General features: G+C 74.4%; 13 protein-coding genes. 4 read left to right on the top strand and 9 right to left on the bottom strand.

Translation table 11 applies throughout. The features are described 5' to 3' along the window. Positions 1 to 29: 29 nt before the first annotated feature. The 7 genes from AB0J72_RS44095 to AB0J72_RS44065 all read right to left on the bottom strand — a co-directional run bounded on the left by AB0J72_RS44095 (position 30) and on the right by AB0J72_RS44065 (position 8,425). Positions 30 to 1,793 (bottom strand): ABC transporter ATP-binding protein, encoded by a 1,764-nt coding sequence (locus AB0J72_RS44095; RefSeq protein WP_363411130.1) that lies wholly within the window; start codon positions 1,791 to 1,793, stop codon positions 30 to 32. Positions 1,794 to 1,875: 82 nt separating this feature from the next. Then, positions 1,876 to 3,603, bottom strand: a complete 1,728-nt coding sequence (locus AB0J72_RS44090; protein WP_363411127.1) for an ABC transporter ATP-binding protein — start codon at positions 3,601 to 3,603, stop codon at positions 1,876 to 1,878. An 11-nt stretch (positions 3,604 to 3,614) separates the two neighbouring features. Next, positions 3,615 to 3,854: an MbtH family protein gene (locus tag AB0J72_RS44085; RefSeq protein ID WP_344498877.1), complete on the bottom strand. Its 240-nt coding sequence runs from the start codon at positions 3,852 to 3,854 to the stop codon at positions 3,615 to 3,617. A gap of 30 nt (positions 3,855 to 3,884) precedes the next feature. After that, positions 3,885 to 4,691: an ABC transporter ATP-binding protein gene (locus AB0J72_RS44080; protein ID WP_344498875.1), complete on the bottom strand. Its 807-nt coding sequence runs from the start codon at positions 4,689 to 4,691 to the stop codon at positions 3,885 to 3,887. 133 nt (positions 4,692 to 4,824) lie between these two features. Then, positions 4,825 to 5,928 (bottom strand): iron chelate uptake ABC transporter family permease subunit, encoded by a 1,104-nt coding sequence (locus AB0J72_RS44075; protein ID WP_363411123.1) that lies wholly within the window; start codon positions 5,926 to 5,928, stop codon positions 4,825 to 4,827. Further along, positions 5,925 to 7,097 carry an iron chelate uptake ABC transporter family permease subunit gene (locus AB0J72_RS44070; RefSeq protein ID WP_363411120.1) on the bottom strand — a complete coding sequence of 391 codons (1,173 nt, stop codon included), beginning with the start codon at positions 7,095 to 7,097 and terminating at the stop codon, positions 5,925 to 5,927. Before AB0J72_RS44070 ends, AB0J72_RS44075 begins: the two co-directional genes overlap by 4 nt. After that, on the bottom strand, positions 7,094 to 8,425 hold the full coding sequence (locus tag AB0J72_RS44065) for a lysine N(6)-hydroxylase/L-ornithine N(5)-oxygenase family protein (RefSeq protein WP_363411117.1): 1,332 nt from the start codon (positions 8,423 to 8,425) through the stop codon (positions 7,094 to 7,096). Before AB0J72_RS44065 ends, AB0J72_RS44070 begins: the two co-directional genes overlap by 4 nt. Before the next feature lie 199 nt (positions 8,426 to 8,624). Between AB0J72_RS44065 and AB0J72_RS44060 the strand changes: the two genes are divergently transcribed. Then, on the top strand, positions 8,625 to 9,572 hold the full coding sequence (locus AB0J72_RS44060; protein WP_363411114.1) for a methionyl-tRNA formyltransferase: 948 nt from the start codon (positions 8,625 to 8,627) through the stop codon (positions 9,570 to 9,572). Positions 9,573 to 9,576: 4 nt separating this feature from the next. Here the strand turns inward: AB0J72_RS44060 and AB0J72_RS44055 are convergent, their stop codons facing one another. After that, positions 9,577 to 10,458: an expansin EXLX1 family cellulose-binding protein gene (locus AB0J72_RS44055; protein ID WP_363411111.1), complete on the bottom strand. Its 882-nt coding sequence runs from the start codon at positions 10,456 to 10,458 to the stop codon at positions 9,577 to 9,579. 70 nt (positions 10,459 to 10,528) lie between these two features. Further along, complete coding sequence (locus AB0J72_RS44050; protein WP_363411108.1) at positions 10,529 to 11,380, bottom strand: PIG-L family deacetylase; 852 nt, start codon at positions 11,378 to 11,380, stop codon at positions 10,529 to 10,531. A 64-nt stretch (positions 11,381 to 11,444) separates the two neighbouring features. Between AB0J72_RS44050 and AB0J72_RS44045 the strand changes: the two genes are divergently transcribed. The 3 genes from AB0J72_RS44045 to AB0J72_RS44035 all read left to right on the top strand — a co-directional run. Beyond that, the gene (locus AB0J72_RS44045; RefSeq protein ID WP_363411105.1) at positions 11,445 to 14,351 is read left to right on the top strand and encodes an ATP-binding protein; all 2,907 of its coding nucleotides are present in this window, start codon (positions 11,445 to 11,447) and stop codon (positions 14,349 to 14,351) included. A gap of 111 nt (positions 14,352 to 14,462) precedes the next feature. After that, positions 14,463 to 14,957, top strand: coding sequence for a SigE family RNA polymerase sigma factor (locus AB0J72_RS44040; protein WP_363411102.1), 495 nt, complete (start codon positions 14,463 to 14,465; stop codon positions 14,955 to 14,957). Positions 14,958 to 14,963: 6 nt separating this feature from the next. After that, positions 14,964 to 15,205, top strand: a 242-nt coding sequence (locus AB0J72_RS44035; protein ID WP_363411099.1) for a hypothetical protein, incomplete at its 3' end; no start/stop codon positions are given.

Raw genomic sequence — 15,205 nt, 5'->3', positions numbered from 1 at the left:
TGTTCCTGCCTCTATGTGATTTCGTACGGTTACGGGAAGGTGGGCGTGCGGGACTCCCACGCCGCCCACAGCTGCGCGTACCGGCCGCCGGCCAGGAGCAGCTCGTCGTGGCCGCCCTCCTCGGCGACCCGGCCGTCCTCGAGGACGACGACCCGGTCGGCGGACCTGGCCTGGGTGAGCCGGTGCGCGACCACGAGGGTGGTGCGGCCGGCGGTCGCGGCGAGCGCGGAGTCCTCCAGGTCGCGGGCGCCGTAGCTGCCGGCCTCCGCGGTGGCCTCGTCGAGGATCGCGACGGCCGGGTCGGCCAGGACCAGCCGGGCGAGCGCGATCTGCTGCGCGCGGGCGGCGGTCAGCTCGTGGCCGCCCTCGCCGACGACGGTCCGCACCCCTTCGGGCAGCGCGCGGACCCAGTCGGCGGCGCCGACCGTCGCGAGGGCCGCGTCGACCTCGGCGTCGGTCGCGCCGGGCCGGGCGAGGCGCAGGTCCTCGACCAGCTCGCCGGCGAAGACGTGCGTCTCCTGGGTGATGATGGCGACCTGGGAGCGCAGCAGCTCCGGGCCCATGTGCGCGACCGGCATCCCGCCGACGCCCGCCGACCCGGCGGCCGGCTGGAGGATGCCGGCGGCGACGGCGGCGAGGGTCGACTTGCCGGCGCCGGTGGAGCCGACCAGCGCGACCCGCTGCCCGGCCTCGATGCGCAGGCTGACGCCGTGCAGGACCTCGGGGCCGCCGGGGTAGCCGAACCGGACGCCGGCCAGCTCCAGCGAACTGTCCGATGGGGACTGTCCCGCGACGGTCGCCGGGCGCTCGTCGGGGATGGTGACGACCCCGACGAGCCGGGCCAGGCCGGCGCCGCCCGCCTGCAGCTCGTCGAACGTGTACAGCAGCATCGACACCGGGTTGAACAGCCGGTGGAACAGCACGGCCGCGGCCGCGGTCCCGCCGACGGTGACCGAGCCGTCCCGCACCAGCAGGAAGCCGGTGACGACGATGACGGTCAGCCCCACGAACTCGGCCCGGTTGATCCGGCCGACGAAGCGGGTGAAGAGGCCGAACACGTTCACCGACACGTCGCGGGCGCGGGCGGAGGCGGCGTCGATCCCCCGCAGGTGCGGGGTTTCCAGGCGGTACGCGTGCACGGTCCGCAGCCCCTGCACGCTCTCCAGCAGCAGCTGGGACCGTTCGCCGACGGCGGCGCGTTCGACGGCGTAGCCGGGGCCGGAGCGCGGCAGGTACCAGCGCAGCGCCAGGACGTACAGGGGCGCGGTGACGAGCCCGGCGAGGCCGAGCCGCCAGTCGATGCCGGCCATCGCGGCGACGCTGAGCGCCGCGAGGAGCACCGAGGACGTCATCGTCGGCAGCACGTCCGTGACGGCCTTGTTGACGGCGGCGACGTCCGGGCCGACCCGCGACATGAGCTCGCCCTTGCCGATCCGTTCGAGGCGGGTCGCGGGCAGCGTGACGGCGCGGGCCACGACGTCCTCCCGCAGCGCGGCGAGGATCCGGCCGCCGAGCCGCGCGATGAGGTAGGTCGACAGCGCGGTGGTGACGCCGGCGACGATCGCGGCGGCGACGATGACGACCGTGATGCCGACGATGTCGGAGGCGGGCGCGCCGGCGCGGACCCGGTCGACGAGCACGCCGAGGGCGTAGACGGGGGTGACGCCGGCCGCGGCGGCGAGCAGGCCGACGGCGAACGCGCCGGCCGCCTCCCCCCACCGGGCCCGCAGCTCGCCGCGCAGCCAGCGCAGCGTCTCGCGCCGGTCGGCGATCGGAAGTTGTTCAGTGCTCACGCCGCCACCTCCGCTGCGCTCCGGCGCCGGCCCGAGCAACCCTGCAATCCTGGTGATCGGCCCGAGCCGCTCCGCTGGCCGCTCACCGCAATACCACCTTCCGGTAGTCGTCGTGGGTCGCGCCGAGCTCGGCGTGGGCGCCCTCGACCGACACCCTGCCGTCGTCGACGACGACGACCCGGTCGGTGACGGCGAGCATGGCGGGGCTGCTGGTGATGACGACGGTGGTGCTGCCCTGCCGGAGCGCGCGGACGGACCGCGCGATCGAGTGCTCGGTGACGGTGTCGACGGCGGTGGTCGGGTCGTGCAGCACGAGGATCGGCGGGCGGGCGAGGAGCGCGCGGGCGAGGGCGAGCCGCTGCCGCTGCCCGCCGGACAGGGTGGCGCCGCGCTCCGCGACGTGCCGCTCCATCCCGTCGGGGTGGCCGTCGACGACCTCGGCGGCGGCCGACGCCTCGAGCGCGGCCGCCAGCGCTGCCTGGTCCGCCGCCTGGTCCCCTGTCTGGTCCACTGCCGGGTCCGCTGCCCCGCCGGCCTCCACCAGGGCGAGGTTGGCCGCCACGGTACCGGTGAACAGGTCCGTGTGGTGCGGTTCGACGAGCATGAGCGCCCGTGCGCCGGCCGGCTCCAGGTCGTGGAGGGCCACCCCGCCGAGCGTGACCGTCCCTTCGAACTCGTCCGGGGGGACACCGCCGGCGAGCAGTCGCACGAGGGCCTCGCCGTCGGCGGAGCGGGGGGTCACCACGCCGACGAACTCGCCGGGGCGCACCGTCAGGTCGAGGCCTTCGAGAGTGCCGTGGCGCACCGCAGCCAGTACAAGATGCGGCTCTGTGACGGTCTTCTGCTCTGCCCCCGCCGGCAGGAGCAGGTCAGCACCCAGGACCAGGGCGCACCGGTCCGCGGAGGCGCGCGCCTCGGCGACCCAGCTCGGCACGATCGCGAGGAGCCCGATCGGCTCCAGCAGGAACTGGGCCAGGCCGATCACCATGATGAACTCGCCGACGCTGATCCGGCCGTCCAGGGCGAACCAGCCGGCGAGCACGGCGACCCCGCAGGCCAGCAGCGCGCTGCCGGCGGTGGAGAACGCCAGGTAGCGGCTCTGGGTGCCGGCGGCCCGCAGCGCGGCGCGCAGCGAGGCCTGGCTGACGTCGCGGTAGCGGCGGGCGGCGGCCCGCTCGGCGCCGAGGCCGCGCAGCGGACGGACCCCGCCGACCAGGTCGGTGGCGAGCGCGGTGGCCTTGCCGGCGAGCTCCTGCTGCTCGGTGACCCGCCGGGTGATGAGCGGGCCGGCGAACTGCATGCCGACGAGCACGACCGGCGTGCCGACGAGCACGACGAGGCCGAGCCGCCAGTCGACGGCGAGCAGCACGGCGGCGCTGGCGACGGTCGCGGTGATCGCGCCGGCGATGCGCGGCACGTAGTCCAGCAGGTAGGAGACGTTGTCGGCGTCGGTGCTGGACACCGTGAGCAGCTCGCCGGCGCGCAGGTCGGTGCGCAGCCGGCGCGGATGCACGATCTTCGCGGCCAGCTCGCCACGCAGCAGGTACGCCTCGTTGGCGATGGCGAGCATCAGCTGGCGGGCACCGAAGCGGTAGCACAGGTGCAGGCCGACGAAGAGCGCGGCGAGCGCCGCCACCCACAGCAGCAGCGCCGAGCCGTCGCCAGGTGCGACGGCACGGTCGATGCCGACGCCGATGAGGACCGGCACGGTCGCCTCGGCGAGCTGGTGCAGGCTGATGAGGCCGGTGCCGGCGGTGAGGCGGGCCCGGTTGCGGGTGAGGGAGCGCCGCAGGATGCGGGGTCCGGTCATCGACGGCATCGTCAGACGGCCGCTGCGACGTCCTGCGCCATACTGTCCCGCAGGCTCTTCGGCCGCAGGTCGGTCCAGTGGCGGTCGACGTAGTCCACGCATTCCTGGCGGGAGGTCTGGCCGCTCTCGCCGAACACGATCCGCCAGCCGGCCGGCACCGCGGCGAACGTCGGCCACAGCGAGTGCTGTTCCTCGTCGTTGACGAGCACGAAGAACGTGCCGTTCTCGTCGTCGAACGGGTTGCTGGACATGGTTGATGGTTCCCTTCTCACAAGGTCGGTTCAGAGCGTTGCGGTGGCCGCGTGCAGCGCGCCGGCGCGCGGGATGACCAGCGGCGTGCCGGTCTCCGGGTCGGGAATGATGCGGCACGGCAGGCCGAAGACGTCCTCGACGAGGTCGCCGGTCACGACCTCCCGCGGGTCGCCCTCGGCGACGACGACGCCCGCCTTCATCACCACGATGTGATCGGCGTAGCGGCAGGCGTGGTTGAGGTCGTGCAGGACGGCGACCATCGTGGTGCCCTGCTCGCGGTTGAGGCGCAGGCACAGCTCGAGCAGCTCGACCTGGTGCGCGATGTCCAGGAACGTCGTCGGCTCGTCGAGCAGCACGATCGGGGTCTGCTGGGCGAGGACCATCGCGACCCACACCCGCTGCCGCTGGCCGCCCGACAGCGTGTCGACGAGCTCCCCGGACAGTTCGGCGACGCCGGTCGCGGCCATCGCCGCGGCGACCGCGGCCTCGTCGTCGACCGACCACTGGCGCAGCAGCCGCTGGTGCGGGAACCGGCCGCGGGCGACGAGCTCGGCGACGGTGATGCCGTCGGGCGCCACGGACGACTGCGGCAGCAGCCCGAGCCGGCGGGCGACCTCCTTCGCCGGGTACGCGTGGATCGCCCGGCCGTCCAGCAGGACCTGCCCCTTGGCCGGGGTGAGCAGCCGCGACAGCGCGCGCAGCAGCGTGGACTTGCCGCAGGCGTTGGGGCCGACGATCACGGTGAACCGGCCGTCGGGGACGGCGAGGTCCAGGTCCGTGCTGATCGTCCTGCGGTCGTAGCCGACGGTGATGCGGTCGGCGCGCAACCGGGTCATGCCGCCACCTCCGCTGCGCCCCGGCGCCGGCCTGACCCAGACCTGCAATTCAGTGAGCGACCCGAGCCGCTCCGCTGGCCGCTCACGCCGCCACCTGATTCGCGGCCCGAGCCGCTTCGCTGTCCGCTCATCCTCATCTCCTCGCCTGGCGGGCCAGCAGCCACACGAAATACAGGCCGCCGATGGACACGGTGACCACGCCGACCGGCAGCTGGGTCGGCGCGAACACCCGCTGCGCCGCGAAGTCGCTCGCCATGAGCAGCAGCGCGCCCATGGCGGCGGACGGCACGAGGGCGATCCCGGCGGTGCGGGCGAGCCGGTGCGCCAGCTGCGGCGCGGCGAGCGCCACGAACGAGATCGGCCCGGCGACGGCGGTCGCGGCGGCGATGAGCGCGACGCCGAGCGCCAGGTAGGCGAGGCGGGTCCGCTCGACCCCGACGCCGACCGCGGCGGCCGCGTCGTCGCCGAGCTCCATCACCTGCAGCCGCCGGCCGAGCGCCGCCACCCCGAGGCACAGCGCGCCGATCGCGGCGGCGGCCGGCGTGACCTGGTCCCAGCCGAGGCCGTTGAGGGTGCCCTTGCCCCAGATCGTGGCGGCGACGGCGGTCTGCAGGTCCATCTTGATGATGAACCACTGGTTGACGGAGCTCAGCACGGCGCTGACCGCGATGCCGACGATGATGAGCCGGAAGCCCTGGACCCCGCGCCGCAGCGACAGCACGTAGACCAGCGCGGCGGTCGCGATGCCGCCGGCCAGCGCGGCGGTGGCGGTCGCGGGGTAGCTCTTGCCGATGAAGACGACGCAGACCAGGACGCCGGTGTACGCGCCGGTGCTGAACCCGAGGATGTCGGGGCTGCCGAGCGGGTTGCGGGTCAGCGCCTGGAAGATGGCGCCGGAGATGCCCATCGCGGCGCCGACGAGCAGCGCGAGCAGCACCCGGGGCAGCCGCCACTCGACGACGACGAGCCGCACCGCGCGGGACCCGTCGCCGGACAGGGCCTGCAGCACCTCGGCGGGCGTCGCGGTGAACTCTCCGGTGCCGAGCGCGAGGACGGCGACCGCCGCGGCGGCGAGCAGCAGCACGGCGCAGGTGGCGGCGACCCGCACCCCGGCGCGCACCGAGACGCGCCGCCCGGCCCGCAGCGTGAGCACCGTCCGTCCGAAGTCGACGGTCCGCCGCGCCGCCGGATCCACTGTGGACTTCGCCGGCACGGGCGGCGACACGAGCGGCTTCACAGGGCGCTCGCCGAGCGGCGGCGGACGAGCCAGATGAGCACGGGCGCGCCGATGAACGCGGTCACGATGCCCGCCTGCAGCTCGCCGGGGCGCAGCACCACGCGGCCGACGATGTCGGCGGACAGCAGCAGGACCGGCCCGCCGACGAGCGTGAACGCGAAGATCCAGCGCTGGTCGGGGCCGGTGATCCAGCGGGCCACGTGCGGGACCATGAGGCCGACGAAGCCGATCGGCCCGACCGCCGCGGTCGCCGCGCCCGCGAGGAGCGTCACCGACAGCACGGCGCCGGCGCGGGTCCGGCCGAGGCTGGCACCCAGGGAGCGGGCGAGGTCGTCGCCGAGCGCGACGGTGTTGAGGGACCGGGCGACGAGCAGCGCGAGGACGAGCCCCGCGACCACGAACGGCGTGACCGCGCCGATGACGTCCCAGCCGCGGCCGGTCAGCGCGCCGACGTCCCAGAACCGCAGGTAGTAGAAGGCGCGCGGGCGCACGAGCCGGATGCCCGAGGCGATGCCGTCGAGCACGGCGCCGAGCGCGACGCCGGCGAGCAGCAGCCGCACCGGGGTGGCCGGTCCCCGGCCGACGGCGGCGAGGGCGTAGACGAGCAGCATCGCGACGACGACGCCCGCGAACGCGAACCAGACGTACGCGGTGATGCTCGACAGGCCGAGCAGCCCGATCGCGACGACGACGAACAGCCCGGCGCCCGCGTTGATCCCGAGGACCTGCGTGTCGGCGAGGGGGTTGCGGGTGACGGCCTGGATGACGGCGCCGGAGATGCCGAGCGAGGCGCCGGCGAGGATCGCCAGCACGGTCCGGGGCACCCGCAGGTCCCGCACGATCGACTGGTCGCCGGTGCCGGTGTAGTGCGCGAACGCGCCCCAGATCGTCGCCGGGGACAGGTTCTTGGTGCCGACGGCGATGCTCAGCAGGCAGACCACGGCGAGCACGCCGACGGACCCGGCGAGCCACCCCGCCCGGCGGGCGTTCGTCGCGGCCAGCCCGGCCGGCCGGCTCTTCCCGGCGGCGGCCGGCTGGAGGTCCGGCACCACGGCACGCCCGAGTGCCAGCAGCGGGCGTGCCGTGGTGGGCCCTGAGGTGAGCTCTGAAGTGAGCTCTGAGGTGAGGACCGCCGCGCCGGGCGGCTCCGGTGTGGTCGACCGGCTCACGCGTAGGAGCCCGACCCGGACAGTGCGGGCACGGAGGCGCGGCGCCGGTCGCAGACCGACTCCAGGATCTCCGCGGAGCGGATCGCGGTGTTGGACAGCAGCGACGAGCTGATGCCGTGCGTGTGCTCGGTGCCGCCCTGCAGGTAGATGCCGGCCAGCACGCTCGCGTCGGTGCGGATGCGGTAGTCGCGCTCGACGACCGCGCGCCCCTCCTCGTCGTAGTGGCACCGGCCGGCCAGCTCGCCGAGCAGCGGGAACGGGTCGGCGGGCGTGTAGCCGGTGGCGCAGACGAGGACGTCGGCGTCCAGCACGGTCCGGGCGCCGGTGAGCATCGACTCGACGGTGACCGCGACCCGGTCGCCGAGCTCCTCGGCGGCGGTGAGGCGGGAGACGTTGAGCAGGCGCAGCCGCTGCGAGCCGAGGACCTTCTCCCGGTACACCCGGCGGTAGAGCGCCTCGATGAGGTCGGTGTCCACGACGGAGTAGTTGGTGTTGGCGTGGTACCCGAGCAGCATCGACTTCACCTGGGCGGAGGCGTCGAAGTAGTCGTCGACGGCCAGGGGGTCAAAGATGCGGTTGGCGAAGGGGCTGTCGTCGGCGGGGCTGTAGCCGTAGCGGGACAGCACGCCGCAGACCTCGGCCGACGGGAAGCGCTCGTGCAGGAACGCGGTGACCTCGGCGGCGCTCTGCCCGGCGCCGACGACCACGAACCGGGACGGGTCGGTGCCGGCCAGATCGTCCACATTGGTCAGCAGGTCGCGGCTGTGCCAGACGCGCTTCGACGCCTCGATGCCCGGCGGCAGGGCGGGGCGCAGCCCGCTGGCGAGCACGACGTTGCGGGCGCGGACGGTCCTGCGGGCACCCGTCCGGTCGCGGGTCTCGACGTCGTACGCGCTGATGGTGTCGTCGTCGAAGACGGGGCGGACCGCCGTGACGTCCTGGCCGTAGCGGACCATGTCGTCCACGCGGGCGGCGGCCCACTCGAGGTAGTCGTGGAACTCGACCCGCAGCGGGAACAGGCTCTTGTGGTTGACGAAGTCGATGAGCCGGCCGCGCTCCTGCAGGTAGCACAGGAAGCTGAAGGAGCTGGTCGGGTTGCGCATCGTGACGAGGTCCTTGAGGAAGGAGACCTGCATCGTCGCGTCCTCGATGAGCATGCCCCGGTGCCAGCCGAACGAGGCCTGCCGCTCCAGGAACACGGCACTCACGGGCGGGCCGCCGGCGGCGGCGCGCTCCTGCACGGCGATCGCGAGCGCCAGGTTCGATGGCCCGAAGCCCACCCCGACCAGATCGAAGACCGGTCCTTGATCCCCGCGCGGCTCTGGCATCGCAGTCCCATCGTCCATGTCGAGCCCGGCTCGACCGCTCCGCCTCCACCACCGACCGGCGAGGAGTTAGGGAAGCCTAACCTTAGTTTTCGCGCTTGTCACGACCGCCCTGCGGCTACCACGTGAATGAAGGGTAGACTAACCTAACTCCCGATCGAAGGCTATGGCATCGAATGCCGTCACTCATCTGGGAGGCCCCATGCGCGTCGTCATGTTCGGATATCAGACCTGGGGGCACCGCACGCTCCAGGCGCTGCTGGCCTCCGAGCACGAGGTCGCGCTGGTCGTGACCCACCCGGTGAGCGACCACCCGTACGAGCGGATCTGGAACGACTCCGTCGCCGACCTCGCGACCGGACACGGCGTCGAGGTGATCGTCCGGGACCGGCCCGACGACGCCGAACTGCTCGGCCGGCTCAAGCAGGCGGACCCGGACGTGATCGTCGCCACCAACTGGCGCACCTGGATCCCGCCGGAGATCTTCGAGCTGCCCCGCCTCGGCACCCTCAACGTGCACGACTCGCTGCTGCCGGCCTACGGCGGCTTCTCCCCGCTGATCTGGGCCCTCATCAACGGCGAGCGCGAGGTCGGCGTCACCGCGCACATGATGGACGCGGAGCTCGACGCGGGCGACATCGTCCTGCAGCGGGCGGTCCCCGTCGGCGACCGCGACACCACGACCGACCTGTTCCACAAGACCCTCGCCCTGTTCGGCCCGATCACCGTCGACGGCCTGGACCTGATCGCGTCCGGGCGCACCGACTGGACCCCGCAGGACCGCGCCAAGGCCAGCTTCTTCCACAAGCGCGCCGAGGAGGACAGCCGCATCGACTGGACCTGGCCGGCGGAGGACCTCGACCGGCTCGTGCGCGCCCAGTCCGACCCGTACCCGAACGCCTTCACGTACCACCGCGGCCACCGCATCCGGATCGTCGCCGCGTCGGTGTCCCAGGGCATCTACGGCGGCACCCCGGGCCGCATCTTCATCCGCGAGGGCGACGCCGTCGTCATCGTCGCCGGCGCCGAGGCCCGCCGCGGCCGCAGCCACGGCCTGGCCGTCGAGCGGATCCGCACGGAGGACGGCACCGAGCTCGCCGCCAAGGACTACTTCACGACCATGGGCGGATACCTCACCGCCCGGCGGTGACCCCTCAGCCGCAGCGGGTCGGCGGCTGCGCCTCAGGGGCCTCAGGGGTCGCCGGCACGCCGGCGGTCTCTTCCGGGGCGGACGCGGCGACGGCCTCCGGCGACACCGGCGCGGGCGACGCCGCGGACCTGCTGACCGGAGGGGTCTTCGACGGCGCCGGCGCGGCCGCGGTGGCGCCCGGGCGCTGCACCGTGCCGACGCTCAGCGTCACCCCGCTCAGCGTCGTGCGCCGGCCGGCGGTGTCGGTCACGCGGACCGTGAACGGCCCGTTCCCGGCGCCGTTCTGCGCGATCCAGTAGTTGTAGTCGGTGTGGCTCAGCGCCTTCCAGCCGCCGCCGGACTGCAGCTCCACCGCCGACAGCGGGTTGCCGGTGTTGTCCAGGCGCAGCGCCAGCCAGTACCGCGACGAGCCCTCCTTGACCCGGACGGTCATCGGACCGGGCACCGGCGGGCTGGTCACCCGGCTGTAGGTCACCTTGATGACCCCCGCGACCGGGTCGCCGATCTTCGCGAACGCCTGCCGGCTCAGGTCCAGGTGCCCGGCGGCGCACTCCGGGCAGCGGTCGGTGACCTTGACCCGGACCGTGCCCTTGGGCCCCTTCACGTCCAGGTAGCCGCCGCACGCCGCGCCGGCCGCGTACTCGGCGTTGCCGAGCGCCACCACCAGGGGGTTCGGCACCGGGTCGAACGAGCAGTTGCCGCCGCCGTCGGCCGCGTAGAAGGTCGCCTGCCCCGAGGACGCCGCGGGCGCGGCACACGCCGCGCCGGACGCCTGGGCGACGAGCGCGACGGTCGCGGTGCCGGCGACGACGGCACCGGCGGCCGCGACCACCCACGCGCTGCGGCGCGTCCACCACGGCTGCTGCGGTTCGGGGTTGTCCAGCACGATCGGCATCGTAGCCGGGTCCCGGGCCGCCGGGCCGCCGCCAAAGGAACGCTTAAGGCGCCGCACAACCTCAGCGGAGGCCGGCGAACAGGTCGTCCTCCGGCAGCGGCGCGCCGGTCGTGTCACGCACCCGCAGGAACGTCTCCACGCCCATCAGCGCGGTGAAGCGCTCCCGGCCCATCTTCAGGAAGAAGATGTTCTCGCCCTGGCTGGCGTGGGCGGCGAGCGCGTCGTACTTCTGCGACCCGTACGCCCTGGTGTCGACCCACGTCGTGATCTCCTCGTCCGGCAGGCCGATCGGCGGCCCCTGCGGTGCGGTGTCCGACGCGGGGTCGGGCTCCGGGTCCGGCACGTCGAACTCGACGCCGAGCTCGCGCAGCGTCCGGCCGAACTCCTCCATGCCGGAGCGGGGCACGGTCGTCCAGTACACCTTGGCGGGGCTGCCGGTCAGCTCGACCGCGGCCATCGTGATCCGGTGCGCCTGGATGTGGTCGGGGTGGCCGTAGAACCCGTTCTCGTCGTAGGTGACGATCACGTCCGGCTGGTACTGCCGGATCAGCCCGGCGAGCCGCTCGGCGGCCTCCGGCACGGGCGTGGTCCAGAACGAGCCGGCCACGTCGTTGGTCGACCAGCCCATCATCCCCGAGTCGGGGTAGCCGAGCAGCTCCAGGTGCGACACCTTCAACGCCGCGCAGGCGGCCTCGAGCTCCTCGGCGCGCATCGCCGCCACCGCGTCGGGGTCGTGCCCGGGCTCCCCCGGCTTCACCCCGCCGGGCCCGTCGCCGCAGCGCCCGTCCGTGCAGGTCACGAGCACGGTCGTGATGCCCTCCGCGGCGTACTTCGCCAGCACGCCACCGGTGCCGGTCGCCTCGTCGTCGGGGTGTGCGTGCACTGCCATCAGCGTCAAGGGTCGCTCTGCCATGCGACCCACCCTATCCACTCGCGCGCGCGGCTCAGGTCCACGCCGGGCCCGCCGATAATGTGGCGTGCGGGGGCGTGGGTCACGACCGGCGGGTGCGGCAGCCGCGGGCCGCGCCGGCGATCCGGCGCGCCTGGAGACGCTGCACGCCACCGGTCTCCTGCACGCCGGCGGGGTGCCGTCGCTGGACCGGCTGACCCGGCTCGCGCGGCGCGCGGTCGGGGCGCCGGTCGCGCTGGTGTCGCTGGTCGATGCCGACCGCCAGGTGTTCGTGAGCGCCGCCGGCCCCACCGGCGCGCGGGACTCCGCGCTCGCCCAGGCCTCCTGCCGGACCGTGGTCGACGACGGCGCGCCGCTGGTGATCCGGGCCGCCGAGCGGCCGGACCTGGTCGCCGCCTTCGTGGGGTACCCGCTGCGCACCCCGGACGGGCAGGTGCTCGGCTGCTTCTGCGTGGCCGACCACGCGCCGCGGCAGTGGAGCGCCGAGGACCTCGACACGGTCGCCGACCTCGCCGGCGCCGCCGAGGTCGAGCTGGCGCTGCGGCTGGCCAACAGCGAGCTGCTGCTCGCCTCGACCCGGACGCAGGCGGTGCTGGACAGCGCCGCCGACGCGTTCGTGTCGCTCGACGCCGCCGGCACGGTCCTCGCGTGGAACCTCGCCGCGGAGCGCATGTTCGGCCGGTCGGCGGCGGAGACCCTGGGCCGGCCGGCCGGTGTGGTCGTCGCCGGCCCGTCGCGGGACGCGTTCGCCGCGTGGCTGACGGAGACCGCCGAGGCCGCCGGGAGCGGATCGGCCGGCACCCTCGAGGTGACCGCGGTCGACCGGGCCGGTCGCAGGTTCCCGATCGAGGTCATCGGGCAGCCGTACGTGGAGCGCGACCGACCCGTCATCCACGCGTTCGTGCACGATCTGAGCCCGCGGCAGGCCGCGCGGCGGCAGCTGGACGCCGAGCGCACCTTCCAGCGGGCGCTGCTGGACAGCCTCGACACCGCCGTCGTCGCCTGCGACGGCGAGGGCCGGATCGCCACCGTCAACCGGGCCTTCCGCGACGCGCACCCGGGCGTGGCGGTCGAGCCGACGAGCGCGCCGAACTGGGCCGGCACCTACCAGCTCTACGCCGCCGACGGCCGGCGCCGGCTGCGCCCCGACCAGGTGCCGCTCGCCCGCGCGTTCGCCGGCGAGCACGTGCACGGCGAGGAGATGGTCGTCGGCGACCCCGGCGGCCCGCAGCGCCGGTTCCTGTGCAACGGCCAGCCGATCGACGCCCCGGACGGCGGCCGGCTCGGCGCGGTCGTCGCGATGCACGACATCACCGACGCGCACGGGGCCGAGCGGCTGCGCGGCGCGCAGCTCGCGGTCGCGGAGGCGCTGACGACCGCGGCCGGGGCGGCGCAGGCGGCGGGCGCCGTCGTCGAGGCGGTCACCGTCGCGCTCGACTGGGCGCTCGGCGAGTACTGGCACGTCGACCCGGACGCCGGCGTCGCCGACCGGCTCGGGGTGTGGGTCTCCCCCGGCCGGGCCCGGCCCGCGTTCGTCGACGACGCGCCGCCCGCCGGCCCCGGCGACGGCATGATCGGCCGCGTCTGGAGCACGGGCCGGCCGCAGTGGCTCGGGGACATCGGGCAGCTGCCGTACCCGTCACCGCGCCGGGACGACGCCCTGGCGGCGGGCCTGCACGCCGCGATCGGGCTGCCCGTCCTCAGCGGCGGCACCGTCCTCGGCGTGCTGGTCTTCGCCACCGAACGGCTCGTCCCGCCCGACCCGGACGTCCTGGCGATGCTCGACGGCGTCTGCGCCCACATCGCCCGGCACATCGAGCGGCTGCGCGCCGACGACCTCAGCACCGCCCTCGCCGCCGCGCGCCGCGACTTCGACCGGGTCGTCGCGAACGTGAACGACTTCGTGTGGACGGTCGAGGTGCTCCCCGACCGGTCCGTCCGCTCCGTCTACGCGAGCCCTGACGGCGGTGGCGTCTTCGGCTCGCCGGTGCCCGCCGGCACCGACCTCGCGACGGTGCTCGCCGACCGGGTCCACCCGGAGGACCACGTCCTGTACGGCGGGTTCCACGCCTCGCTCGCCGCCGACGAGCCGGCGGAGATGGAGGTGCGGGTCACCGGCTTCGACGGCGTCACCCGCTGGGTCTGGACCCGCGCGGTCCCACGGCGGGAGGGCGGGCGGCTGTTCCTGGACGGGATGAGCACCAACGTCACCGAGCGCCGGATCCTCGCCGAGCACCGGGAGGAGCTGCTCGCCGAGCAGCGGCAGCAGGTGCGGCGGCTGCGCGAGGTCGACCGGATGAAGGACGACCTCGTCGCGCTCGTGTCCCATGAGCTGCGCAACCCGATCGGCACGATCCTCGGGTACGCGGAGATCATCGGCGACGAGCCCGGCGTCAGCGACGACGTGCGCCACTACGGCGAGGTCATCCGCCGGCACAGCAGCCACATGCAGCAGCTCGTCGACGACCTGCTGGACCTGGCCCGGCTCGGCAGCGCGAGCCTCGCCGTCGACCCGCGGCCGGTGCCGCTGACCCGCTTCCTGCGCGAGGCGGTCGAGGACCACCGGCCGGCCGCGGACGCGAAGGGCGTCGCGCTGCGCCTGGAGGCCGCCGCGAACCTCACCGTGCGGGCCGACCCGGCGCGGCTGCGGCAGGTGCTGGACAACCTGCTGTCCAACGCCGTCAAGTACACTCCGGGCGGCGGCACCGTCACCGTCACCGTCGCCGCCACCGCCGCCGGCGCTGAGGGCCCCGCGTCGGTCAGCGTCACCGACACCGGCATCGGGATCCCCGCCGAGCAGTACCAGCAGCTCTTCACCCGCTTCTTCCGCGCCTCGACGGCCCTCGCCCATGGCATCAAGGGCACCGGCCTGGGCCTCGCCGTCACCAAGGCGATCATCGACGCCCACCACGGCACGATCGCCGCCGGCCCGGCCGACCCCACCGGCACGACCTTCACGTTCACCCTGCCCTGAGCCCCACCCCGAGCCCTGCCCTGAGCCCCGCCGGAATCTTTTCCGTCCGGCGCGACAACCCGGCGGCGCCGCACCGAGTACTACAGGTGTCGGCGGCGAAGGGAGTCACGGGTGGGACGCGCGAGCTGGGAGGCGGAGTACTCGGAGTACTTCGCCCTGCGGGCGGTGCCCCTGCGCCGGCTGGCCTACGCCCTGTGCAGCGACTGGCACCTGTCCGAGGACCTCGTTCAGGGCACGTTCCTGAAGCTGTACCAGCACTGGCCGCGCATCCGGGCCGACACCGTCGACGCCTACGCCCGGCGCGTCCTCGTCAACAGCTACCTGTCCCGCGGCCGCGGCCTGCGCGGCGAGCGGATCGTCGCCGAGGTGCCGGACCGGCCCGCCGCCGAGGTCCCGGTGACCGACGCGGTCGACCTGGCCCGGGCGATGGCCACGCTCACCCCGAAGCAGCGGACCCTGATCGCGCTGCGGTTCGTCGAGGACGTGTCCGTCGCCGAGACCGCGAGCCTCCTCGGCATCTCCGAAGGCACGGTGAAGAGCCAGACCTTCCGGGCCACCCGCACGTTACGCGCGTACCTCGGCGCATCCACCCACTCCAGGGAGTGAGCCGCAATGACCAGCACCGACACCGACGACGGCGCGCTGCGGGCGGCGCTGCACGACTACGTCACGGGCGGCGAGCCGCCGCTCGGCCTCACCTCGGCCGGCGCCGTCACCGCCGGCCGCCGCGCCGCCCGGCGCCGCCGCACGCTGCAGGTCCTCGCAGCGGCCACGTACAAGAAGGCCCACACGACGGCCCACACGGCCACCACGATGAGCACCTGCTTGACCCGGGGCCGAAGCTTGGGCCGGAC

Origin of the sequence: Dactylosporangium sp. NPDC049742 (genome assembly GCF_040674675.1) — a bacterium.
Taxonomy (GTDB): Bacteria; Actinomycetota; Actinomycetes; order Mycobacteriales; family Micromonosporaceae; genus Dactylosporangium; species Dactylosporangium maewongense.
The sequence above is the reverse complement of the archived record's forward strand: the minus strand, read 5'-3'. Positions and strand labels throughout refer to the sequence as shown.

Coding starts and splice junctions, on each gene's coding strand:
- AB0J72_RS44090 (WP_363411127.1), bottom strand. CDS start 3,603: ATGACCGGACCCCGCATCCTGCGGCGCTCCCTCACCCGCAACCGGGCC.
- AB0J72_RS44085 (WP_344498877.1), bottom strand. CDS start 3,854: ATGTCCAGCAACCCGTTCGACGACGAGAACGGCACGTTCTTCGTGCTC.
- AB0J72_RS44080 (WP_344498875.1), bottom strand. CDS start 4,691: ATGACCCGGTTGCGCGCCGACCGCATCACCGTCGGCTACGACCGCAGG.
- AB0J72_RS44065 (WP_363411117.1), bottom strand. CDS start 8,425: ATGCCAGAGCCGCGCGGGGATCAAGGACCGGTCTTCGATCTGGTCGGG.
- AB0J72_RS44060 (WP_363411114.1), top strand. CDS start 8,625: ATGCGCGTCGTCATGTTCGGATATCAGACCTGGGGGCACCGCACGCTC.
- AB0J72_RS44050 (WP_363411108.1), bottom strand. CDS start 11,380: ATGGCAGAGCGACCCTTGACGCTGATGGCAGTGCACGCACACCCCGAC.